This window comes from Candidatus Paraluminiphilus aquimaris (genome assembly GCF_026230195.1).
In the GTDB taxonomy this organism is placed as follows: domain Bacteria; phylum Pseudomonadota; class Gammaproteobacteria; order Pseudomonadales; family Halieaceae; genus Luminiphilus; species Luminiphilus aquimaris.
On sequence record NZ_CP036501.1, the window covers coordinates 781,579 to 805,736 of the forward strand.

General features: G+C 52.7%; 19 protein-coding genes. 12 read left to right on the forward strand and 7 right to left on the reverse strand.

Translation table 11 applies throughout. From position 1 onward, the window contains the following. Window positions 1-6: 6 nt before the first annotated feature. From E0F26_RS03585 to E0F26_RS03595, 3 genes are all read right to left on the reverse strand, one after another. Window positions 7-579 carry an SPOR domain-containing protein gene (locus tag E0F26_RS03585; RefSeq protein ID WP_279242681.1) on the reverse strand — a complete coding sequence of 191 codons (573 nt, stop codon included), beginning with the start codon at window positions 577-579 and terminating at the stop codon, window positions 7-9. Window positions 580-594: 15 nt separating this feature from the next. Further along, window positions 595-2,280 carry an arginine--tRNA ligase gene (argS, locus tag E0F26_RS03590; RefSeq protein WP_279242682.1) on the reverse strand — a complete coding sequence of 562 codons (1,686 nt, stop codon included), beginning with the start codon at window positions 2,278-2,280 and terminating at the stop codon, window positions 595-597. Window positions 2,281-2,352: 72 nt separating this feature from the next. Beyond that, the gene (locus tag E0F26_RS03595) at window positions 2,353-4,551 is read right to left on the reverse strand and encodes a primosomal protein N' (protein WP_279242683.1); all 2,199 of its coding nucleotides are present in this window, start codon (window positions 4,549-4,551) and stop codon (window positions 2,353-2,355) included. 40 nt (window positions 4,552-4,591) lie between these two features. On the opposite strand from E0F26_RS03595, the gene rpmE reads away from it, so the two are divergent. Further along, entirely contained in the window at window positions 4,592-4,807 is a 216-nt protein-coding gene (gene rpmE / locus E0F26_RS03600) for a 50S ribosomal protein L31 (protein ID WP_279242684.1), read from the forward strand. Window positions 4,808-4,874: 67 nt separating this feature from the next. Here rpmE and E0F26_RS03605 read toward each other — a convergent pair whose 3' ends face one another. Continuing rightward, window positions 4,875-7,286, reverse strand: coding sequence for a penicillin-binding protein 1A (locus E0F26_RS03605; protein ID WP_279242685.1), 2,412 nt, complete (start codon window positions 7,284-7,286; stop codon window positions 4,875-4,877). 169 nt (window positions 7,287-7,455) lie between these two features. On the opposite strand from E0F26_RS03605, the gene E0F26_RS03610 reads away from it, so the two are divergent. From E0F26_RS03610 to hemE, 10 genes are all read left to right on the forward strand, one after another. Then, window positions 7,456-8,532: a pilus assembly protein PilM gene (locus E0F26_RS03610; protein WP_279242686.1), complete on the forward strand. Its 1,077-nt coding sequence runs from the start codon at window positions 7,456-7,458 to the stop codon at window positions 8,530-8,532. Next, on the forward strand, window positions 8,525-9,091 hold the full coding sequence (locus E0F26_RS03615; protein WP_279242687.1) for a PilN domain-containing protein: 567 nt from the start codon (window positions 8,525-8,527) through the stop codon (window positions 9,089-9,091). The genes E0F26_RS03610 and E0F26_RS03615 overlap by 8 nt, the downstream gene beginning before the upstream one ends. Then, window positions 9,088-9,708 (forward strand): type IV pilus inner membrane component PilO, encoded by a 621-nt coding sequence (locus tag E0F26_RS03620; protein WP_279242688.1) that lies wholly within the window; start codon window positions 9,088-9,090, stop codon window positions 9,706-9,708. Before E0F26_RS03615 ends, E0F26_RS03620 begins: the two co-directional genes overlap by 4 nt. Beyond that, entirely contained in the window at window positions 9,701-10,240 is a 540-nt protein-coding gene (locus tag E0F26_RS03625) for a pilus assembly protein PilP (protein WP_279242689.1), read from the forward strand. Before E0F26_RS03620 ends, E0F26_RS03625 begins: the two co-directional genes overlap by 8 nt. 16 nt (window positions 10,241-10,256) lie before the next feature. After that, the gene (locus E0F26_RS03630; protein ID WP_279242690.1) at window positions 10,257-12,377 is read left to right on the forward strand and encodes a type IV pilus secretin PilQ; all 2,121 of its coding nucleotides are present in this window, start codon (window positions 10,257-10,259) and stop codon (window positions 12,375-12,377) included. Between the two features lie 30 nt (window positions 12,378-12,407). Further along, window positions 12,408-12,932, forward strand: a complete 525-nt coding sequence (locus E0F26_RS03635; protein WP_279242691.1) for a shikimate kinase — start codon at window positions 12,408-12,410, stop codon at window positions 12,930-12,932. Between the two features lies 1 nt (window position 12,933). Beyond that, on the forward strand, window positions 12,934-14,025 hold the full coding sequence (gene aroB / locus E0F26_RS03640; protein WP_279242692.1) for a 3-dehydroquinate synthase: 1,092 nt from the start codon (window positions 12,934-12,936) through the stop codon (window positions 14,023-14,025). A gap of 144 nt (window positions 14,026-14,169) precedes the next feature. Further along, complete coding sequence (gene gltB, locus E0F26_RS03645; RefSeq protein ID WP_279242693.1) at window positions 14,170-18,654, forward strand: glutamate synthase large subunit; 4,485 nt, start codon at window positions 14,170-14,172, stop codon at window positions 18,652-18,654. Window positions 18,655-18,664: 10 nt separating this feature from the next. Further along, the gene (locus tag E0F26_RS03650; protein ID WP_279242694.1) at window positions 18,665-20,086 is read left to right on the forward strand and encodes an FAD-dependent oxidoreductase; all 1,422 of its coding nucleotides are present in this window, start codon (window positions 18,665-18,667) and stop codon (window positions 20,084-20,086) included. 61 nt (window positions 20,087-20,147) lie between these two features. Continuing rightward, window positions 20,148-21,212, forward strand: a complete 1,065-nt coding sequence (gene hemE, locus E0F26_RS03655; RefSeq protein WP_279242695.1) for a uroporphyrinogen decarboxylase — start codon at window positions 20,148-20,150, stop codon at window positions 21,210-21,212. On the opposite strand, the gene cysE is transcribed toward hemE, so the two are convergent. Next, the gene (gene cysE, locus E0F26_RS03660) at window positions 21,200-22,024 is read right to left on the reverse strand and encodes a serine O-acetyltransferase (protein ID WP_279242696.1); all 825 of its coding nucleotides are present in this window, start codon (window positions 22,022-22,024) and stop codon (window positions 21,200-21,202) included. The genes hemE and cysE overlap by 13 nt on opposite strands. Window positions 22,025-22,057: 33 nt before the next feature. Continuing rightward, entirely contained in the window at window positions 22,058-22,741 is a 684-nt protein-coding gene (gene trmB / locus E0F26_RS03665; protein WP_279242697.1) for a tRNA (guanine(46)-N(7))-methyltransferase TrmB, read from the reverse strand. Between the two features lie 59 nt (window positions 22,742-22,800). Here trmB and E0F26_RS03670 point away from each other — a divergent pair, with 59 nt between their 5' ends. Next, complete coding sequence (locus E0F26_RS03670) at window positions 22,801-23,529, forward strand: acyltransferase (RefSeq protein WP_279242698.1); 729 nt, start codon at window positions 22,801-22,803, stop codon at window positions 23,527-23,529. Here E0F26_RS03670 and E0F26_RS03675 read toward each other — a convergent pair. Then, the gene (locus E0F26_RS03675) at window positions 23,513-24,076 is read right to left on the reverse strand and encodes a ComF family protein (RefSeq protein WP_279242699.1); all 564 of its coding nucleotides are present in this window, start codon (window positions 24,074-24,076) and stop codon (window positions 23,513-23,515) included. The genes E0F26_RS03670 and E0F26_RS03675 overlap by 17 nt on opposite strands. Window positions 24,077-24,158: the final 82 nt, after the last annotated feature.

A 24,158-nucleotide genomic window follows, 5' to 3' on the forward strand; every position in this document is an offset into this window, starting at 1 on the left:
TGCCAATTATTGCGAGCGTTTCAAGAGCAAGGTGTCAACATCGCTTTGCGCGGTTAGGCTTCGCGCCTTGGCCATCGCCGATCGACTCTCAAACGGTCCAATGTAAACGCGGTGCCACGTGCCTGTATCGGTGGTTATCTCTTCAACGGCAGCTTCTAGGCCTAATAGAGCGAGCTCCCCACGACGACGGTCGGCATCGGCCGATGCTCTAAAAGAGCCTGCTTGCAAAACGTACTGAGTGTACTTGGATTCGATAGGTGTTGAACTCGGTGCTGGGCTCACCGAAAAGGATTCGTCTTCTAGTGTGGTGAAGAAGGTGAAGCTGGGTTGCCGGTTAGCTTCCTCATCGACGGATGGTGCCGCTGTTATTGACTGAGGTAAGGCCGATGGGTTGATCCCGCCGATGACGCCAAGGCTGGCAATAACGCCCACGATCAAACCGACAGTGAAGCCACTGACGTGCGAGCCGTTAAACAGCGGGCCAACCGGTGTGCTCTGCTTTTTTGTTGGGCTTGAGCGTCTGGTTGCACTCGTCGAAGTTGACCGCTTACGGTTACTTTTTTTGGGCGTTGTGGGCACGATTTACACTCCCTCTCACATTGCCTCGGGCGCCGACACACCAAGAATGTGTAAGCCCCGTGCGATCACCTGTTGTGTCGCTGCAGCAAGTGCCAAACGAGCAAGACTTAGTGACACATCATCATCAATGATCTTGTGTGCGTTGTAAAAAGAATGGAAGGCGGCCGCGACATCGCGGAGATAGTTTGCGACGGCATGCGGCTCGAGGCGCTTGGTTGCCCCAGCTACCACCTCGGGATATTTGCTCAGCACAAGCGCTAACGCCTGCTCTTCGTCCTGATTGAGCTTATCCAAGTGCGCAAGTCCGCTCTTTGGTGTCCAGCTGTCGAATTGTTCTGCCGCTTTGCGTTGAACACTACAGATCCGAGCGTGCGCGTATTGAATGTAATAGACCGGATTCTCATTGCTTTTAGAGAGGGCAAGGTCAATATCGAAGGTCAGTTGGGATGTTGCTGCCCTCGCTGTTAAGAAGAAGCGGGTGGCGTCGCGCCCTACTTCGTCAATGAGATCTCGCAAGGTGACATAACTTCCTGCGCGCTTTGACAGTTTTACTTCCTCACCATCGCGCATGACTGTCACCATTTGGTGCAATACGTAGTCTGGCCATCCATCGGGAATATTTTTGTCGAGACCCTGCAAGCCCGCTCGCACCCGGGTGATCGTGCTGTGGTGATCCGCCCCTTGCTCGTTGATGACGCGCTCAAAGCCGCGTTCCCATTTGTTGAGGTGGTAGGCAACATCAGGGACAAAGTAGGTGTAGCCTCCCTCGCGCTTTCTCATAACCCGATCTTTGTCATCGCCAAAATCGGTCGTGCGCAGCCAGAGTGCGTCATCCAACTCATAGGTGTGACCGTTGGCTATGAGTGTATTAACGGTATGTTCGACGGCATCAGAGGTGTAAAGCGATGACTCTAAAAAGTAGCAGTCAAAATTGACATCGAATGCCTTGAGGTCGTGGTCTTGCTCACGCCGCAGCCATGCGACCGAAAACGCTTGAATATCCGCTAGATCCTCGGCATTTCCCGAGGCGGCAATCGTTCTATCTGCAGCGGCGACCGTTTCACAGTTTGCGTAGGCTCTGGCGACTTCTTTGATGTAGTCGCCCTGATAACCGTCCTTTGGCCAGCGCTCATCCGTTGGCTCGATCTCGTCTAGTCGCGCCTTGACCGACAAAGCAAGATTGCTGATCTGCTGACCCGCGTCGTTGTAATAGAACTCGCTGTGAACGGACCAGCCCGCGTTATCTAGCAGTCGACATAGAGCATCACCAATGGCTGCGCCCCGTCCATGTCCGACGTGCAATGGCCCGGTGGGGTTGGCTGACACGAACTCAACTTGGACTCGTTTCCCCGCTCCGTCATCGGTTCTACCAAAATGTGCGCCTGACTCCAGAATTTTCTCAACGATTTGTATATTGCTTGCCTGCGAGATATGAAAGTTGATGAATCCGGGACCGGCAATATCGCAGCGTGAAATAACCGTATTTGTGGGTATACGTTCAACAATAGCCGCCGCTAAGTCGCGAGGTGCCATGCCCGCACGCTTGGCGAGCACCATGGCAATATTGGTCGCTAAATCTCCGTGACTGGGATCGCGGGTGTGATCGACCTGAGGTGTGGGTATGTCACCTTCGGTTAACACGCCATCGGTCAGGAGCTGTGAAACTGCTCCACCAATTAATTCGACTACTTGGTCCTTCATGTGCTGGGTTTTCTCTCTGCGGGGGCTCTGTTCGCTAACGGTCTCGAACGTTAAGGCGCCTAGTGTATCTCGTTACACGATTTCAGTCGGGTCGATTTCGACAAACCAACTTATTTTTCGACCTATTTTAAGGTTTGAGCCCACATTAATGGCCTTCTTTAAGGTTTGGTGAACCCTCTTGCGCGATTGGCTGTGCACAACAATGTGGTAGCGAAACAAACCCGCGCGTCGAGTCATAAGTGCAGGCATCGGTCCAAGGAGGCGGCAAATGGCATCGTCCGCGAGCACCTCTCGTGTTTGATTGAGGAACTCGATGGCATCGCGTTCCTGTTTGGCGTCGGCACGAATAACACCTAGCGCGCCGTGCGGTGGGAGTCCCAGTGCGCGCCTCTGATCTAGCAATGTGCGGGCAAGCTCTAAGTAAGGGGTGGTTGCGGCATGCTTGATCAGCGGATGATTAGGGCTTCGAGTCTGAATCAAGACCTGTCCTGGGAGTTCTGCACGTCCCGACCGCCCTGAAACTTGTGTAAGTAATTGTAAGAGTCTCTCCTCTGCACGGAAGTCAGCGCTGAATAGCAGCCCATCAGAATCGACAATCACAACACAGGTGACCCGCGGGAAATGATGACCTTTGGAGAGCATCTGTGTCCCAAGGAGAATTGCGGACGGCGTTTGCCGAATATTATCCAGCAGTGCATTGAGCGCGGTTAGGTTCGGGACACTGTCGCTGTCGACGCGAAATAGCGGTGTTTGACGCATTTTGCGGCTTAAAAAGGTCTCAAGCTGCTCGGTACCCACACCTCGACTGGTGAGGCGAACGCTGTTGCAACTGCCGCAGGATCGGGGCGTTGGGCGATGAGCTAGGCAGTGATGACACCGAAGCTGCGGCGGCGATTTGTGTACAGCCATTATGCTGTCGCAGTTATGACACTCCGCTATCCATCCGCAGTCCTCACACTGAATAGAGCGCGCAAATCCGCGTTTATTGAGGAATAAAAGTGCCTGCTCCCCCCGCGCGATGGTTGTTTCGATTGCGCTTATGGCTTCGTCGCTAAGGCCCGCTGTTAGGGCCAGACCACGGGTATCAACAAGTTTAATGTCGGGTAGTTTTGCTGCGGCGGCTCTCTCAGTTAGCCGGTGGTGGTGGTAGCGATGATTTAGGGCGTTGGCGAGTGTTTCTAAACTGGGGGTCGCGCTACCTAAAACGACTGGACAGTTACAAACCTGCCCCCGCTTGACCGCAACGTCGCGGGCTGAATAGCGAGGGTGATCTTGTTGCTTTAGCGAGCTGTCGTGCTCTTCGTCGACAATAATCAGACCGAGTGATTTAAAGCTACAAAACACGCTTGAGCGTGTGCCCAAGATAACGGGTGCAGCCCCTGAACGCGCCATTGCCCAGGCCCGACTGCGCTCTGTATCGGAGACGCCGGAGTGAATAACGGGCACCTGCAACCCCAATGCCGATTCAAAGCGCGATCGTGTTTGAGGCGTTAGGCCAATTTCGGGCACCAAGACCAGTACTTGTTGACCGGTGTCGATAACGCGCTTGATGCACTCGATGTAGATGGCTGTCTTTCCGCTGCCTGTAACACCATCGATGAGGTGCGTCGTGAACGACGACAATGAGTCAGCGACGCTGTTAGTAATGTCGGCTTGGTCGGGGGTAAGGGGGGGTGTGTAACCCTTTTCCGTATGGTGAGTCGTGTCGTTAACCACTTTCTCGACGAAGGAGGTTTGGGTTAATGCTCTAAGGGTCGCCTTTGATATGCCCTGTGACTCGATGTCTTTCAAGGTGCGGATTTTGTTCCCGATAAGTTCAAGTGCCCGTAATTGCTGGGGTGCACGCGAGAGAGCGATACGCGCATCCTCCAAGCTGGCAACCGCTTTTAATGCGTTAAGCGGTGCGGTCCACGAAGGTTTACCCTTTCGTTCGTTTCGGGCCAGACCCATCATCAGCGCATCACCGGTAGGTATCAGGTAGTAGTCCGCCACCCATCTTAAAAGTGTGAGTAGTGCAGGTTCGATCAAACTTTGATGGTCAAGGACGTCAATCACCCGCTTTAACTTTTGCGGATCAGCAAGCGTTGCCTCTCGTGACTGAATAAAAAACCCCACGGACTCTCGGCCTGAAAAGGGTACAAGCACGCGAGCCCCGACCTCTGGTGGCGCGATATTGTCATGAGGTAGATACTCAAAGGTCGTGTGAAGGGGCGCTGGAACAGCAATCTCCCACACGATAAGACTTGAATTGGCATTAGGCTCTGGTATCATCCGCGCTCTTTTTCACTGGACCCGCAAGGTTGAGGGCAACATGAAAGCAGATATTCATCCGCGTTACGAAGAAATTACGGCTCGATGCAGCTGTGGCAACGAGATTAAAACGCGCTCTACGCTTGCTCAGGATATCACCGTTGATGTGTGTAGCCGGTGTCATCCATTCTTTACGGGTAAGCAAAAGATTGTCGACTCAGGTGGCCGCGTTGATCGCTTCAACAAGCGCTTCGCTGGCAGAAGCTTGCGCAAGTAAAGCGCAGCATAAAAAAGAACCGGCAAATTTGCCGGTTTTTTTATGCCCGTTATTTTTGCAGCGCCGATTAGAACAGGCCATCTAAATCGTCGCTATCGCCGTCCTGTCCTCGCTTATTCTTACCTGAAGGGGTGAACTCCTCGAGAAATACCTCCCAAATTGAAGAAGATTGCGTATTAGTTCGCTCTCCTGACTCCTTATCAATTCGAAGACGCACGACACCTGGGGGCATTTCAGATGCCGCTTCTTCAGGAGGCAGTGCAACACGCATGTAGTCTATCCAAATGGGCAGCGCAGCGGTTCCACCAAACTCCCGACGGCCCATCAGGCTGTAATCGTCAAACCCTACCCAAGTCGTGGTAACAAGATCTCTGTTGTAGCCAGAGAACCAAGCATCCCGTGGTCCATTGGTCGTGCCTGTTTTGCCCGCAAGATCATCACGCTCGAGAACTCGCGCGCGGCGTCCCGTTCCCCGCTTTATGACATCTTCTAGCATCGAGGTGAGCACATAGGTAACGCGCTCATCGATGATTCGTGGTGCCTCTCTAAATTTAGGCTCTTTTTCTTCGAACAAGTCTTCAATTCGAGAAATCTCGTCGATGTCTTCATCCGCCTTGGGGCTTTCGCACTCGCTGCACGCAATCAACGGATCCGCTTGGAAGATGACATTGCCGTCTAAATCCTCAATGCGATCAATGAGCCAAGGTTCGACACGAAATCCGCCATTTGCAATCGCCGTATACCCTCGCGCGATATCCAGTGGTGTGAAGGCATGGGTCCCGAGGGCCAGTGTCAGATTTGGCTGCATTTCTTCTACGTCGAAACCCGTTCTGTCGGCCATTTCGATCAGTTTTCGAACGCCCAGTTGCTGTAGGACACGAATAGACACTAAATTGCGCGAAAACGTCAGTGCCTCTCTTACGCGTGTTGGTCCATAAAACCGGCCACTGTCGTTCTCAGGTCGCCACAAGTCTTCATCCGTCAGATTTCCCACTACGACGGGTGCATCGTTTATAAGCGTCGCCGGGTGGATCCCGTTCTCAAGCGCTGCTGCGTAGAGAAACGCTTTGAAATTGGATCCTGGTTGCCGCCTCGCCTGTGTTGCTCGGTTAAATTTGGATAGGACGAAACCCATACCGCCCACCAGCGCTTTGATCGACCCATCAATTGGGTCGAGCGACACGAGTGCACCCTGAACTCGCGGGACCTGAGCCAATTTAAAGGATTCATTCACTCGGCTGACGCGAATAAGGTCCCCCACAGAAAAAAGGTCGGCGGCCTCGTTGGCGCGAGCGCTTCGGCTGTCTTCTGTGATGTAACGTCGTGTTCTTCGGAGATCATCCTGCCATGATAGGCGGCTCCGCTCGCCGCCTCTGACGAGAAGATCAATACCGTCGGGGTCAACAGACGTCACAATGGCCGGCAGCAAATCTGCCACGACGGGCATGGCGCGAAGCGCAGCCTGCCACCGCGCGGTTAGGGGCTCTTCGGACTCGCCCTCAAGAGGGGGATGGCGTTGTTCGGGCCCTCGCCAGCCGTGTCGGTTATCGTAGGTAATAAGGCCATCGATAACTGCGTCGCGCGCCGCTTGCTGTAAATCACCATTAACGGTGGTGTGGACCACAAATCCGTCGTTGTAGGCGGCATTACCCAGTTTTTCAACTGCAAATTGGCGCGCCATTTCTGCAACATAGTCAGCGTCTACTTCTACTTTTAACCCATAGAAAGAGGCGACATCCGTACTTGCAACCGCTTTATCGTACGCGCCTTGGTCGATCATGCCGAGTGTCAGCATGCGGCCCAAAATCCAATTGCGCCTGACTTCACTGCGTGACGGGTTGCTCAGCGGATTGTTACGAGAGGGTGCCTGGGGTACGCCGGCCAACATGGCGTGCTCGGCGAGGGTCAACTCTGAGAGCGATCGACCGTAGTAGGTTTGTGCGGCAGTCTCAAAGCCATAACTTCGATGACCAAGGAAGACTCTATTTACGTAGAGCTCAAGGATTTGCTCTTTACTGAGACGCTGCTCAATTTCAAGTGCCAGCAAAATCTCCGTAAATTTTCTAATAAAGGTTTGATCGAGTGTCAGGAAGAAATTGCGCGCAACCTGCATGGTGATGGTAGAGCCACCGCTCTGCTTGCTGCCCGTAGTAACGAGCTCTGACACGGCGCGCGCGAGGCCTAAGAAATCGATGCCGGAATGTTCGAAGAAGCCATCGTCTTCGGCTGCGAGTAGGGCACTGACGAAGGTCTCAGGCAACTCTTCGTAGCGCGCTGGGATGCGTTTTTGTTCTCCAAACTGACCGATGAGTTGCCCATCAGCGCTGACAATTCTGAGCGGTGTCTGCAGCTTAATGTCCTGAAGCGCCTCCGCTTCGGGCAGCTTGGGGCTGAGATACAGATACAGCCCCGCGAGCCACCAAAAGGCGGCGGCGGTCATCAATGCGACTAAGCGCAAACTCTTTTTTACAACGGCCAAGCGAATGTCTCCGGCTCATTAGCCCCACATTGTGAGTTGAAATTCGCGTACTTCGTCACATTCTACCCTTCTATTCCTACTTTAATTCAACCTATGGTGTATCTGGTAGTTGCTGTCAGTTTATTGACGTCGCATGATGACATGTAAAAGGGGGCGCTAGGGCTAGTCCATGTCGGTTTTAGATAGGATTATCAAAGGCAAGAAGGCGACGCGCGTTGGGATTGATATCAGCTCAACGACGGTCAAGCTTTTGGAGCTATCGGAGTCCAACGAAGGGTTCCGTGTAGAGGCGTATTCTGTCTCTTCACTGCCGCACGGCGCTGTCTACGAAAAAAATATCAACAACGTAGGTGAAGTTGCTACGGCCATTCAAAGCGTTTTGCATCAAAGCCGGACGCGAGCGACCGAGGTAGTGACCGCTGTTTCCGGATCGTCGGTCATCAACAAAGTAATTGCCATGCCGGCAGGTCTCACGGATGACGAGATGGAGACCCAACTCGCGCTGGAGGCAGACCAATATATCCCCTACCCGCTTGAAGAAGTGGCCTTGGACTTTGAGGTGCAGGGGCCGACGCCGGGTCGGGAAGACCAGGTTGATGTGTTGCTCGCCGCCTGTCGCCGCGAAACCATCGATTCGCGGGTTGAAGCGCTCGAGATAGCCGGACTGATACCCAAGGTGGTTGATGTTGAGGCCTATGCCATGGAGCGCGCTTACGAGTTAATTCGTCCACTCGCCGGTGTGGATCCAGCTGCTACGGTCGCCGTTGTCGATGTAGGGGCAACCATGACGACACTATCGGTCCTCAATCAAGGCGCCAATGTCTACACGCGTGAACAGGCGTTTGGAGGCAAGCAGCTTACCGACGAGATCATGCGACGCTACAATCTCCCTCTGCGGGAGGCGGGCTTGGCGAAGAAACAGGGTGGGTTGCCCGATGGTTATGAGGAAGATGTGCTAACGCCGTTTAAAGAAGCTGTGGTGCAGCAGGTCGGAAGGTCGCTTCAATTTTTCTATTCATCGAGTAGTTTTAACGCGGTGGATCATATTTTCTTGGCAGGTGGCGTGGCAGTCACCGATGGTTTGGTTGCCTTGGTTGAAAATCGACTTGCGACGCCGACAACCATAGCTAACCCTTTTACTAATATGTCGATTTCCCCGCGTGTAAACGCCGTTGCCTTGAGCGGCGATGCGCCCGCCATGATGGTGGCAGCGGGCCTAGCCTTGCGAGGATTAACGCATGGCTAACATCAACCTACTCCCTTGGCGGGAGGAACTGCGGGCCGAGAGGCAACGGAATTTTGTCTCTTCTCTTGGTTTATCTGTGGCCTTGGCTGTTTTGGTCTTGGTTTTGGCGGATCGGATTATCGATATCAATCTCGACGCCCAAAATGCACGGAACCGATTTCTCACCGAAAATATTGCGCTGGTTGATGGCAAAGTGGCGGAGATCCGGGACCTTCGCTCACAACGCACGTTGTTGCTTGAGCGAATGCGGGTAATCCAAGAATTGCAGGGTAATCGACCCATTATTGTGAGGGTTCTTGATGAGCTGGTGCGCACCGTACCTGACGGCGTGTATTACCAAAATCTCAGCGCATCCGATGACACGCTCTACATCGAGGGTATCGCCGAGTCAAATAATCGAGTTTCGAGCTTGATGCGTCGCCTTGATGCCTCTGATTGGCTGAAGGCTCCCTCGCTCGATGGCGTGAGTGCCGCTGAAGACCTCGGTCAATCAGCGATGAATTTTAGTTTATCAGTCGAGATTGAAGCGCCTACTGTGCGCAGTGCAGGTGATTTGTGAGCTGGACTGACCGTTTAAAAGAGCTTAACGAGATAGATCTTAATGATCTCGACTTTGAAAATGTGGGAGCGTGGCCGGCTGCCGCACGGGCGATTGTTGCAATAATAGTCTTCGCGGCCTTGGTCATCGCTGGCTATTACTATCACGTCGCCGACCTCGCTGATCGCCTCGCCGCTTCAGAAAGTAAAGAGCTTGAGTTGCGTCGGGAGTTTGAGCGAAAGGCCTTCGAAGCCCTGAACGTAGGTGCTTACAAATTACAGCTTCAGGAAATGAGAGACAGTTTTGGCGCTTTGGTCAGCCAGCTACCCTCAGATACTGAGGTGCCCGGGTTGCTTGAGGATATCTCTGCAAAGGGTGAACTGAATGGTCTCGCTATAGAGTCCATTGACTTGCTAGATGAGGTTCGAGAAGAATTTTATGTAGAGCTGCCTATTTCGATTGAGGCCGAGGGTTCTTATCACGATCTCGGTGCTTTTATCTCGGGCATGGCAGGCTTGCCGCGCATTGTGACACTTCACGACTTCGATATTGAGATGTCGGGCGATGACAGCAGTAATTTAAGTATGGAGATTACGGCCAAAACCTATCGCTACCGAGATGAGGGCGAAGATGATTGATCTAACGTCACTGTTTAAGCGTTTTTTGATCGTCATCAGCACGCTCTTTGTTGCGGCCTGCGGGGGATCCGATGTATCGGATTTAGAGCGTTTCGTAACGGAAAAAACAGAGCGCCCTGGCGGCTTAATTGAGCCTATTCCAACCTTTACGGCCTACGAGGCGTTTGCTTATTCAGCACAAGGTATGCGTTCGCCATTTGATCGTCCTATCGAAGTTGTTCAGCTTGCGGCGCTGCGTTTGAGAGCCACTGTGGCGCCGGATCGCTCGCGGGCTCGAGAATTTCTTGAGGAATTCCCGGTTGACTCATTGACGCTGGTCGGAAAGCTTCAGCGCCAGGGTGTTGAGTGGGCACTCCTTAGGGATCCAAATGGTGGCATCCATCGTGTCCGCGAGGGGAATTATGTTGGGCCTGATCACGGGAAAGTGGTGGATGTCGGTGACAACTATGTGGCGATTATGGAAATTGTGACAGACGGTACGGCTAACGGATGGGTAGAGCGTCCACGGACGCTGGCCTTTGGGCCGCTGTGAAGAATAGGGTTGTTCTATGAAGATAATATCAATTAATGGCGCTATTCGTTCGGGGTGTGCGGTTGCCTTATCGGTTTGCGGTATTGTGTTTTCGGGCTTTACTGCTGCGGAGCAGCGCATTTCTGACATCGATTTCAACGCCTTACCCGATGGCCGCTTATCGATTGGGTTGGATTTTCAGGGTGTCGAGTCACGCGAATTCTCAAGTTACACCATTGAAGAACCGGCCCGCATTGTCATCGATTTTCCGAATACTCAAAGCGCCCTGTCACAGCGTCGCTTTTCGCTACCCGAGGGTAATGCGTCGAGTGTTGTCGTCTTGGCGGCCGGTGATCGGAGTCGCTTAATTGTTAACTTGGATAATCTGGGTCGATTCGACACCGCCTTTGAGGGGAATCGATTTACGCTTGAAATTCAGGGTGACTCTGCCGGCTCCTACACGGTACCCACCTTGGCATCCTCCTTGGATGTGCCATCAAACGACACTCAATCAGTTCGTGATGCGGCGATATCCGATCTTGAGTTTAGACGTTCTGCGCAAGGTGAAGGGCAGCTTATTTTGTCCCTTAGCGATGCCAACGTTGACGTTAATGTATTCAGTGAAGGCAGTCGTATCAGCCTTGAGTTATTGGGTGTTGATGTTTCCGACGCATTGAGCCGCCTTTATGACGTCACGGATTTTGCGACGCCCGTGTCGCAAATCGAGGTGGCACCATCCGCAAGGGGCGCGCGCGTATTGCTTAAAGCCAATGGATTTTACGATTATTTGGCTTACCAGCAGGGTGATCAGTATGTTGTGAGCGTTCAGCCTGTTACCGAGGCTGAGCGCGAGGAACGCTTGAGTGAATTCAGCTATGTAGGCGATCGTATCTCGCTGAATTTCCAAAATATTGAAGTGAGGGCAGTGCTACAGTTAATTGCAGATTTTACTGACCTCAACTTGGTGGCCTCTGACACCGTGTCGGGAAATATCACGCTGCGCTTGCAAAATGTTCCATGGGATCAAGCTATGGAACTGGTGCTTAAGACAAAGGGGCTGGATAGCCGTCAGATTGGTAATGTCTTGATGGTGGCGCCAGCGGCGGAAATCGCCGAACGCGAACGCCAGGAGATTGAGGCAAACAAACAGTTAGCTGAACTCGCCCCCCTAAAATCAGAATTCATTCAAATCCGATATGCCAAAGCCGCTAATGTCGTGACCTTGTTCGAGGCCGGTTCTGAGCAAGGTGGATCGCTGGTATCGGAACGTGGCTCGGTAGTTGTCGATGAGCGAACGAACTCGATTATTGTGACAGACACGACGGCGAAGCTTGATGAGATTCGCGCATTAATCGCCAATGTCGACATTCCAATTCGGCAAGTCATGATCGAGGCCCGTATCGTTATAGCGTCGTCTGATGTTGATGAGCAGCTCGGTATTCGATGGGGCGGAGGATATATTGATAGCGATACAGATTCAGTCCTCTCTGTGGCGAGGAATATCGAGGCAACGAATGCGATCAATCAGGCCGTTATTGGTGGCACTGTCCCGACGGCACCTACAACGCCTCTCGTTGACTTAGGTATTGCAAGTAGCACGAGTGGTTTTGCCGTCGGCTTTACCTCGGATGATCTCTTTCTCTCTGCTGAACTCTCGGCGCTTGAAGCTGCGGGCGAAGGTGAAGTCGTGTCACAACCCAAAGTTATTACCGGAGATAAGCAGCAGGCGACGATCAAGTCAGGGACTGAGATCCCCTACCAAGAAGGTGCGGCCTCCGGTGCGACCACCACGCAGTTCAAGGAGGCGGTGCTGCAGCTGACTGTGACGCCAAATATCACCCCGGATGATCGTATTCTATTGGATTTGGTGGTTAATCAAGATTCAGTGGGCGAGTTGGTGCCCAGTGCTAACGGTGGTCTGGTCCCATCGATCGATACAACTGAGCTAACAACACAGGTGCTCGTGGGAAATGGTGAGACCGTTGTGTTGGGGGGCGTTTTCAAAAACGAGGAAACACAACAGGTTCAGAAGGTCCCCGTACTAGGGGATCTACCCGGAGTGGGCTCGTTGTTTCGCAGCACGGCTAGCACCAACAAAAAGGTAGAAACTTTGATCTTTATCACGCCACGTATTCTCTCTGAAGTGTTGCTCGATTAAGCTCTACAGCTCTTATGAGCAGGGAATAACATGCGTGTTTTTTTGGTCGGTCCGCCCGGCTCTGGAAAATCTACGGTAGGCAAATTCGTCGCCGCACACCTAAACGCCCAATTTTTTGATCTCGATGAGGTGATCGAAGAGCGCGCTGGGGCCGATATTCCCTGGATTTTCGATGTCGAAGGGGAGAGCGGATTTCGTGATCGTGAAGAAGCGGTGGTCTCGGACTTTTGTGCACAAGAGAATGTAGTGGTGGCAACAGGAGGCGGGGTCATCATTCGAGATAAGAATCGCGCCACGATGAAGGCGCACTGCACTGTGGTGTACCTCTCTGCCACGCTTGACACGCTCGTTGCGCGTACGGCAGGCAAGGACAAGCGGCCGCTACTGGCGGGCAAAGACCCGCGCCCCATACTGGCACAAATGCTCGAGGTGCGCGGACCACTTTACGAGGAAGTGGCGGATGTCACGGTCGTATCCACAGGCGGATCTGCTAAAAAGTTAGCAGCGGTGATTGTTGATAAACTAGCGCAACTTGCAGAGACCAGAGACGATTAAAGTGAATGTCAGCGAACCTTCCGTAACGGTTAGTCTTGCGTCCGAAAAAGCGGATCGAAGTTACCCCATTTATATCGATAAAGACCTTCTATCCAATGCGCAGCTACTGGGGTCTTTGCTTGGGGAGAGAAGCGTTTGTTTGGTTACAAACGATACGCTGTCTGAGCTCTATTTGGATCGGGTTCGCGCGGTACTCGGAGCTGACCGTAAGGTAAGCGTTGTTATTCTTGCCGATGGCGAGCAGTACAAGACGCTCACAGCCTACGATCAAGTTCTCACTGCCGCATTAGAGGAAAGACACGAGCGAAGCACCGTTTTTATTGCTTTAGGTGGTGGTGTTGTAGGCGATATAACGGGGTTTGCTGCCGCCACGTTTTTACGGGGTGCGGACTTTATTCAGATGCCCACAACGCTGTTGGCGCAGGTGGATTCGTCGGTTGGTGGTAAGACTGGCATCAATCATGCCATGGGGAAAAATCTAATCGGGGCGTTCCACCAGCCCATCGCGGTCGTTTGTGATACGGCAACATTGGAAACGCTGGGTGACCGTGAGTTTTCAGCGGGTGTGGCAGAAGTTATTAAGTATGGGTTGATCGCGGATAAGGACTTTTTTCGTTTCCTGATAGACAACGCAGTTAGATTGAAAAATCGTGATCCTGAGGTGTTGGCCTACACAATCGCACGCTGTTGCGAAATCAAGGCGGACGTTGTGAGCCGCGATGAGCGAGAGGGCGGGATACGAGCAATACTCAATCTTGGGCATACTTTTGGGCATGCAATTGAGAAAGAGCAGGGTTTTGGCCAGTGGCTCCATGGAGAAGCGGTTGCTGCGGGAATGGTCATGGCCACGAAAATTTCCGTCGCTCGGGGCAGTATTTCGAGCGATGTTCTTGATGACTTACTCCTGTTTTTGCAGTGTTTCGATCTCCCTTGTGAACCACCAAGTTCGATGACGGTTGAGGTGTTTTTGAGCGCGATGCAGGGAGATAAAAAGGTTCAATCTGGCCGCATTCGGTACATCCTACTCTCCTCGCTTGGCGATGCGGCCGTTGTAGGGGATGTGAGTGAATCCGAAATCGCGGCCTGTCTGTAAATCCTTAAGAGACCGAATCCACAGGCGGCAGTAAGCTTTCGCTAAATTGTAGAAAGGGCACAGAAAGGTTAAACTATGCGGCCTTTTTGGCTGTCGCCTGTGTAGGTGAACAGTTCCGTTTAGATCAAACGAGCAAGTTCAGACATGAAGTCATCAGGCATCGTGAACGCGTCCGTTGGCACGAAGCAGCTGCGCGGTTTATATAATCCAGAGGAATTCCGAGACAATTGCGGTTTTGGGATGATCGCGCATCAGCAAGGTGTGCCCAGCCATAAGCTGCTGCAGACGGCCATAGAGTCCCTAACGTGTATGACGCACCGCGGTGGTATTGCGGCAGACGGTAAAACAGGTGACGGGTGTGGCCTACTCTTGCAGATGCCGACGCAGTTTATGCGCGCTGTCGCGAGAGAGATTTTAGGTCGCGAACTGAGCAGCACCTTTGCTGTCGGCATGGTGTTCATGTCTCGCGCTACTGAAGCACAGGACAAGGTGCGGTTGGCGTTTGAGACTGCGGCAGAAGAGTTTGGCTGCACAGTGGCTACATGGCGTGAAGTCCCTACCCAGCCGGACGTGTGTGGTGAAATTGCCCTTGAGCAACTTCCTCAGATTGAGCAAATTTTCCTAGAGACAGAAGAGGCAAGTCACGAAGCGGTTGCCGCCAAGCTGTTTATGATTCGACGTCGCGTTGAAATGGCGATGGCGGGTGATCAAGAGTTCTATATCTGTAGCCTCTCAGATCGCGTGATTTCGTATAAAGGGCTAGTGATGCCGGCCGACCTAGAGCACTTTTATCCTGACTTAGGGGATGAAGCGCTTGAGACCGCCATTTGCGTGTTCCATCAGCGATTTTCAACAAATACTTTGCCTCGTTGGCCCTTGGCGCAGCCATTTCGAATGCTGGCGCACAACGGTGAGATCAACACGATTCAGGGTAATCGAAGCTGGTCCCGAGCCCGTACGCCCAAATTGTCCTCGGCATTGCTGCCTGATCTTCACAGTGTGGCACCGTTGGTTAATGAGCACGGCTCGGACTCCTCTAGCCTCGATAACATGCTTGAGCTTTTGGTGACGGGCGGCGTAGATTTGCCAAAGGCGCTTCGTATGTTGATTCCGCCTGCCTGGCAAAATATCGAAGATATCGATCCAGATTTGAAAGCGTTCTATCAGTACCACGCCATGCACATGGAACCCTGGGACGGGCCTGCAGGTATCGTCTTAACAGATGGTCGATACGCGTGTTGTTTGCTGGATAGGAACGGTCTTCGCCCCGCTCGATGGGTCACAACTAATGACGGGTTTATTACGCTTGCTTCTGAAGTGGGCACTTACCACTACGAGCCAGAGAATGTGACCGCTAAAGGTCGAGTGGGCCCCGGTCAGATACTCGTTATCGACACGGCGACGGGTGAAGTACTGCACACGAAAGATATCGATAACAAACTCAAGAGTAGCAAGCCTTACAAGCAATGGTTGCGTGACAATGCGCGTCACATCGAAGCTTCCTATGGCACAACCGTCACCGCCCCCATCGAGGGCGATGCGCTGGATGTTTACCAAAAGATGTTCCAGGTCACGCTCGAAGAGCGCGATCAGGTGCTCAAACCACTTGCCGAGTCAGGTAATGAGGCGGTGGGGTCGATGGGTGACGATACGCCCATGGCGGTATTATCGTCGCGGGAACGATCCCTCTACGATTACTTTAGGCAAAAGTTTGCGCAGGTAACCAACCCTCCGATCGATCCATTGCGAGAAGCGATTGTGATGTCCCTCGAAGTCGATCTGGGTGGTGAGGCTAATTTGTTCGAGGAGACCGAATCACACGCTCGTCGCGTGAGCTTGACCTCCCCCGTATTGTCGCAGGGGAAGTTTGAGTCAGTGTTGGCGCTGAACGAAAGTGGCTTGAAAGTTCAGGTGCTCGATGCGACTTACAATCCCGAGGAGACAACCTTAAAAGAGGCCATAACAAGCCTTTGCCAAGAAGCAGGCGCCCATGTAGCGGGTGGTGCAAGTGTCTTGGTATTGTCAGACCGCGGATTTGCTGACACTCACGTCCCTATTCACAGCCTGCTTGCGACGGGTGCCGTCCATAATCACTTAATTGCCAACGGACTCCGTGCAGATTCGAACTTGATCATAGAGTCGGGCAGTGCACGGGATTCGCATCAGTTCGCCTGTTTGCTTGGCTTTGGTGCGACCGCGGTGTATCCCTACTTGGCTTACAGTGTTCTCGCCGAGCAATTGGCCAGCGGGGAGATTTTGGGTGCGCCCTCAGCCTGCTACAAAAACTACCGTAAGGGCATTAACAAAGGCCTTCTCAAAATCATGTCGAAGATGGGTATTTCGGCGGTGAACAGCTACCGGGGCGCGCAGCTATTTGAGGCCGTCGGTCTGGATGCTGAGGTTGTTGATGTTGCCTTCAGCGGGGTCTCTTCGCGAATAGCCGGCGCGGGCTTTGCGCACCTTGAGTTCGATCAGATTCAACTTGCTCGCGCGGCACGTTTGAAGCGTAAGCCTGTTACAGCAGGCGGATTGCTCAAATATGTACATGGCGGTGAATACCATGCTTACAACCCGGATGTGGTTGTGAGTTTGCAGCGTGCCGTTGTCAGCAACAACAACGCTGACTACCAGACGTATGCCGATCACTGCAATGACAGACCTGTGGCCGCACTGCGAGATTTATTGAATTTGAAGCCAAGCCCGCAGCCTATTTCGCTCGATGACGTCGAACCTATTGACGCTATTTTGAAGCGGTTTGACTCTGCGGGTATGTCGCTCGGTGCACTGTCACCCGAGGCACATGAAGCCTTAGCGATGGGCATGAATGCTATTGGCGCTCGCTCGAATAGCGGCGAGGGCGGTGAGGACCCAGCGCGGTTTGGGACAAATCGCGTGTCTAAAATTAAGCAAATTGCGTCGGGTCGATTTGGTGTTACACCGCATTATTTGGTTAATGCTGAAGTCCTGCAGATCAAAGTGGCGCAGGGAGCCAAGCCCGGTGAGGGAGGACAGTTGCCGGGTGGGAAGGTTAACGACCTGATTGCGCGACTCCGGTTTTCTGTGCCAGGTGTCACGCTCATTTCTCCACCACCCCATCACGATATTTATTCGATCGAGGATCTTGCACAGCTCATCTTTGATCTTAAGGAAGTGAATCCTGACGCGCTGGTGTCGGTCAAACTGGTATCTGAGCCTGGCGTGGGAACAATTGCGGCAGGTGTGGCAAAGGCCTACGCCGATCTCATTACGATTTCAGGTTACGACGGCGGAACCGCGGCGAGTCCTCTCACATCAATTCGCCACGCGGGATCCCCTTGGGAGCTCGGGCTGGCAGAAGTGCATCAGACGCTTAGGGGCAATCGTCTTCGCGGAAAGATTCGTTTGCAGGCTGACGGGGGTATGAAGACCGGTTTAGATGTCGTGAAAGCCGCGATCTTAGGGGCAGAAAGCTTCGGTTTTGGCACGGCGCCAATGATTGCTATGGGCTGTAAGTACCTCCGAATTTGCCACCTCAATAATTGTGCAACAGGGGTCGCAACGCAAAACGACAAGCTAAGAGAAGACCACTTTGTCGGCGATGTGGAGCGAGTGGTTAATTTCTTCCACTTCGTCGCGGAAGAGACACGTGAGTGGATGGCGTCGCTTGGCGTTACCAAGCTCGAAGACTTGATTGGGCGCGTAGACTTACTTGAGCATATTGATGGCACGACACAAAAGCAGAACGCGCTGAATCTTCATCCTATTACGTGGGTCGACGAAGCTGCGGTTGATCAGCCGCAATTCTGCGAGGTGGAGCGAAACCCACCGTTTGACCAAGGTGAAAAAGCCGCGGCTATCCTCGCTGAGGTTTTGCCCGCTATCGAGGCAAAACAGGGCGGCGAGTTTAGCTTTTCGGTAACGAATTGCGACCGGTCAATCGGCGCACGAATTTCTGGGGAAATTGCGAAGCGTTACGGAAACGCGGGCATGGACGCCGCGCCTATTACCTTAAGGCTTGAGGGGACTGCCGGTCAGAGTTTTGGTGTCTGGAATGCCGGCGGCTTACATATGTACTTGGCGGGCGATTGTAACGACTACGTCGGCAAGGGTATGGCCGGCGGTAAGCTTGTTGTTTACCCGCCTAAGGGCAGTCGATTTGAGAGCCGCAGTGCGAGCATCATTGGTAATACCTGTTTATATGGTGCAACCGGAGGCCGTCTGTTTGCATCGGGCTGTGCTGGAGAGCGGTTTGCGGTTCGAAATTCAGGCGCGCATGCAGTGATTGAAGGTGCAGGAGACCACTGTTGTGAGTACATGACAGGCGGTTGCGTCACGGTTCTGGGTGAGACGGGTCTGAATTTCGGTGCGGGGATGACAGGGGGTGTTGCATTCGTTTTGGATGAAACACGTGCTTTCCCCGATCGATACAATCACGAACTGGTGGAAATACACCGCATTAGCGGTGAGGCTGCTGAGGCTCACAGGCATTTCTTGCGAGACAATATCGTTGAGTTTGTTGAGGAGACCGGATCAGCCTGGGGACAGCACATCCTGGATAATTTTGCGGATTACGTAGGGAAGTTTTGGCTAGTAAAGCCAAAGGCCGCCGACTTCGATCAGTTGTTGGCGCGCTTTCGCTATACAGATTAAAGGTTGGTATATGACTGAGCGATTAGCAAATCCATTTCAGTTTCTCGATGTAGAACGGCAAGACCCCGATAAGCGATCCATGGAGTCGCGGACCGAGCAGTTCGTCGAAATTTATGATCCCTTTAATGAGCAAACGGTGGCGGAGCAGTCGCACCGGTGTTTGGAGTGCGGAAACCCTTACTGTGAATGGAAGTGCCCCGTACACAATTTAATTCCAAACTGGCTTAAGTTGCTGTCAGAAGGTCGTTTGTTTGAGGCGGCTGAGTTGAGCCACCAGACTAATACATTGCCTGAAGTATGCGGCCGGGTGTGCCCGCAGGACCGTTTATGTGAGGGCGCGTGTACGCTGCATGACGGTTTTGGCGCAGTCACTATCGGTAATGCAGAAAAATACATAACGGATACTGCGCTCGCCATGGGCTGGCGTCCCGATTTGAGCAATGTCATCCCTACGGGGAAGCGTGTAGCTATTGTGGGTGCAGGTCCTGCAGGTCTTGGCTGTGCCGACATTCTCGCTCGAAATGGTGTGACCCCCGTTGTTTTCGATCGTTACCCTGAGATAGGTGGTTTATTAACCTTCGGTATCCCCCAATTTAAGTTGGAAAAACAGGTCATGGAGCGCCGTCGAGAAGTGTTTGAGGGAATGGGTATCGAGTTCCGATTGAACACGGAGATCGGTGTTGATATTGACGCTCAAGATCTTCTCGAGGATTTCGACGCTGTCTTTTTAGGTATGGGTACCTACAAGGCCATGCAAGGTGGATTCGCCGGTGAGGATTTGCCGGGAGTACACAAGGCGCTTGATTACCTGATAGGGAACGTCAACGAAAAGATGGGGTACGCTCAACCACCTGAGAACTTTATCGATCTCAAAGGCAAGACGGTCGTTGTTCTTGGCGGTGGTGATACGGCCATGGATTGTGTTCGAACGGCAGTGCGACAGCAGGCAGAGCAGGTGTTTTGTGTCTACCGCCGAGACGAGGAAAACATGCCGGGATCTCGTCGCGAAGTCCAAAATGCGCGAGAAGAGGGTGTAAAGTTTCTTTTCAATCGCCAGCCGATTAGCGTCATTGACTACTTCGGTGAGACCGGTGGCGTGAAAGTCGTCGAGACTCGCTTAGGCGAGCCCGGACCAGACGGCCGCCGTCGTCCCGAGCATATCGAAGGGTCAGAGCAAGTGCTCGAGGCTGACGCAGTGATCATGGCGTTTGGATTCCAGCCGAGTCCCACAGATTGGATGGGAGATATGGAAATTGCGCTAAATGATTGGCAAGGCGTTATTGCTCCAGAGCACCAGGCCTTCAAGTTTCAAACATCAAATCCCAAAGTGTTTGCTGGTGGTGATATGGTACGCGGTTCCGACCTTGTGGTTACCGCCATTTGGGAAGGTAGGCAGGCCGCTGAAGGTATCTTGGATTACCTAGCGGTCTAAACATAAAAAAAGATCAGAGCGAGTTGCACGTAGAGGCGACCGCTCGGGGGATCCTGCCATTATGGCGACACTGCAAAATGATAGATTTTTGCGGGCACTTTTGCGTGAGCCCGTAGACCGTACTCCGCTTTGGATGATGCGCCAAGCGGGGCGTTATTTACCAGAATACCGAGCCACACGCGCTCAGGCGGGCAGTTTTATGGGCCTTTGTACCCAGCCCGAGCTCGCCTGCGAGGTCACTATGCAGCCGTTGCGTCGTTATGATATGGACGCAGCTATTCTGTTTTCCGACATCTTAACGATTCCTGATGCGATGGGCTTAGGGCTCTATTTCACAGAAGGTGAGGGGCCTCGTTTCGAGCGCCCGCTGTCATCCGAAGCAGATATCGCAGCCCTTGAGCCGAACAGAGCACGAGACGAACTCGGTTACGTGATGGATGCTGTTTCACTTATCCGCAAAGAGTTGAACGGGAAAGTGCCGCTCATTGGGTTCTCCGGATCTCCTTGGACCTTGGCCACTTATATGGTTGAGGGGGGGTCTTCAAAAGATTTCGCAAAGACTAAATCACTTGCGTTCAATAATCCTGCAGCGATGCATCAGTTACTCGATAAACTGGCTGATGCAGTAGCGGTGTACCTCACAACTCAGGTCGAGCAGGGTGCGCAAGCGTTGCAAATCTTTGATACCTGGGGTGGATCGTTAAGTCATGAGGCTTACCAAGAATTCTCACTGCGCTACATGCAGGCCGTGATTGAGAGGTTGCCTCGTGAGGCCGACGGACGCCGGGTCCCGATCATTGTGTTTACAAAAGGCGGTGGCCAGTGGTTAGAGCAAATCGCCGATTGTGGTGCTGATGCAGTGGGACTGGATTGGACTACGGACATCAGTAGTGCCCGTGCACGCATAGGCGATAAGGTCGCCCTCCAAGGTAATATGGATCCGGCAATGCTCAATGCGAAGCCGGAGCGAATCCGCGAAGAGGTCGCCAAGATACTTGCCGGTTATGGAAATGGTACTGGTCATATCTTCAACCTCGGCCACGGCATCACTCCCGGAATTGATCCTGAGTGTGTCGGTGCGATGGTTGATGCCGTTATCGAACTCTCACCCGCCTACCACTCGTAATCCGTCAGCTCGTGATTCATGTTGAGCGCGGGGAGATCTGAATCAGGTCTCCCCACCACTTTGGCGGGTACGCCAGCCACGGTTGTGTGCGCTGGGACGTCCTTTAATACAACGCTACCCGCGCCGACCTTGGCGCCTTCGCCGACATGAATGTTGCCCAAAATTTTTGCGCCTGCGCTGATTAAAACACCATCGCCAATTTTCGGGTGTCGGTCTCCATGTTCTTTACCGGTACCACCTAGCGTCACACTTTGAAGTATTGAAACTTTATTGCCCACGATTGCGGTTTCACCTACGACCAGACCGGTTGCGTGGTCAAGCATAATACCACTGCCGAATGTCGCCGCTGGATGAATATCAACCCCAAACTTCATCGAGGCTCGGCTTTGCATCAGTAGCGCTAGTGACTTGCGATTTTGCTGCCAAAGCCAGTGGGCGACCCGGTGAAGTTGAAGCGCATGGAAACCTTTAAAGAAAAGCAGAGGTAAGTGCAGTGATTCGCAGGCTGAGTCGCGCTCTAGAACAGCAGTAAGATCGGCTCGCATGGCACTGCGAATATCGTCATTCGTGGCGAAGGCCTCAGAAATAACATTGCACAACACGCGAGCCGGCACTGTGGCGCAGTCTACTTGTTGTCCCAACTGTGAACTCAGGGCACTTTCTAAACTCGAGTGGTTTAGGACTGATGCGCTCAAAAAATCGGACATCATGGGCTCATTGCGCACCAGCTCCTCGACTTCCCCGCATATTTGAAGCCAAACCGGATCCTGCGCATGTTCTTCTTTTGTGTTTGGCAGTACTTGAAGCGCCATTGTTCTCTCCATCAACGTATGAGCAACAGTACCTCAGTCATCATCTCTGGCTCCACCTTCTTGGGGCAGAATCGACTCGCACTGCCAGAGATTTTCATTATTTGCGTCGTACTTTCGCTCAAAGAGGGTCAGTGGGTCAGTAGCTCGTACTTCAGTTATCCGGCTGTGATACCCGATAAGATGCATGCCCATTTCAAATTCTTCAACGTAGGTCAGCCAATTGCTGCGCAGTACAACGGATCCCCCTAGGGCCCTTAGGAGGGGGAATGCTGGATGCCCGTGTATGCGTCTTTTTAGATGGGACTTTTTAGGCCAAGGGTTTGGGTACAGTAAGTAGTGCTGACTGCATCGTATCCCCGCCTTCACTAAAAGGGCCCATGTATGTTCGCAACTCGCTCGAATCAGATGATAGTTGGTGACCTCGGTAGAGACATGCTTTGCGAGTCGATCCTGAGACTTGTCGATACCGATTACGAGTGCATTGGGAAAGCGCTCGGCAAGCTTCATCGTACTCATGCCGGTGCCGCAGAACGAGTCTAAGATCAGTGGGCCACTATGCTGACGAGCGAGCTTTATAATTTTGTCCGCGGCAATCCGTGTGTGCTCGGGTATTGGCTCTTGCCAAGTGCTCAGCAGATGCTTTTTTATGGTTGTAGCGAGGTCCTCGTGTATCCCATTTTGATTCGAGTAGACGCTGGATAGTGGCTCATCTTTCATTTGATGTCGCTCCACGGTGCTGACATGATGTGATCGTTTTCTCTGGGGTTGGAACCATCATGAGACGGGATTTGCGGCCGTTTTGGATCAAGCGACTGTACCTTCGTATAAGAGCTTTGTGGATATGGTGGTTTTTGGCGCCACGCTGCGAGGCGTTAGGTCCGCATGCCACGATCATGTCTCCTTGGTTCGTTATCATATCAGGACCTAATATCCGAATTGGCCATTCATTCACCGCAATAGGTGAAATGCATCACCCCGTACAGATTGGTGTTTGGGGACGGGATTTCGGTGCGGGTCGCGTAGAGATTGGCGACGCGTGTTTGATGAGTCCGGGTGCGCGAATTTCCGCTAGTGATGAGATCGTTATCGGTGATGGCTGCATGATGGCCCATGGGAGTTACATCACTGACTCGGATTGGCACGGTATTTATGATCGGGTAAACCGGGATGAGACCGTGAAGCCAGTGCGCTTGGGCAATAATGTATGGCTAGGGGACCGTTCTACGGTACTTAAAGGGGTCACCATTGGGGACAATAGCATTGTCGCTGCGAGTTCCGTGGTAACCAAAGATGTTCCGGCCAATGTAATTGTTGCGGGCAATCCTGCGGTTATTGTTCGGGAGCTGGATGAGGGTGAGACGAGATATACGCGCAGCGATATGTTCGCGAATCCCGAGGAGACGATGGCTTATTTCCGCTCTCTTGATGCGACCTTGCTAGCGGAGAATACGACGTGGCGTTGGCTTACCAGTGCGATTTTTCCTCGTTCTAGACGAGAGCAATAGACCCGCGCTCGGCCGACGCAATCGTAAAGCCACAGACGGACTTAGCGCCGGAGCCCTTAAGTGCTAGCGCCGCCGCATTCAATGTTGAGCCCGTGGTAACAACATCATCGAGGATGAGAACCCTTTGGGCTAATACTTGTTGGTTTACTTGGAAATGCGACGCGGCAATGTGCCGCTCATGCCGATGTTTTAAATGCTGATAGGGCAGTTTGCGCCTCGGTTTCAGAATTAAAGTCGGCCTGTTAATGAAGCCATGTTTCATTAAAGCGTTGGCCAAAAGCCAAACTGGATCAAACCCTCGGGTCAGTCGCCTTTTCCAATGACTGGGAATGACGGTAACGATGTCATAATTAGGTGGGGCTATTAAAGCGTCTGTTATCAGTCCGGCGATGTAATTAGTGAGCTCGATCATGCTGCGATATTTCCAGCGTGTTATGAGCTCAGCCACAGCTCCCTGATAGTAAAACGCGGAAGAAAGGCTCTCTAATACGCGCTTATTTGCGTAGGGACTTCGGATGCCTAGACTCCGTTCTTTGTTATTCATCATTGCGCATAACGGCGTGCCAATGTCGGATACCGTTCTTATTGATAGGCAGTTTGTCCCCGGCGTGCGGAGAGCTAAAATGGCT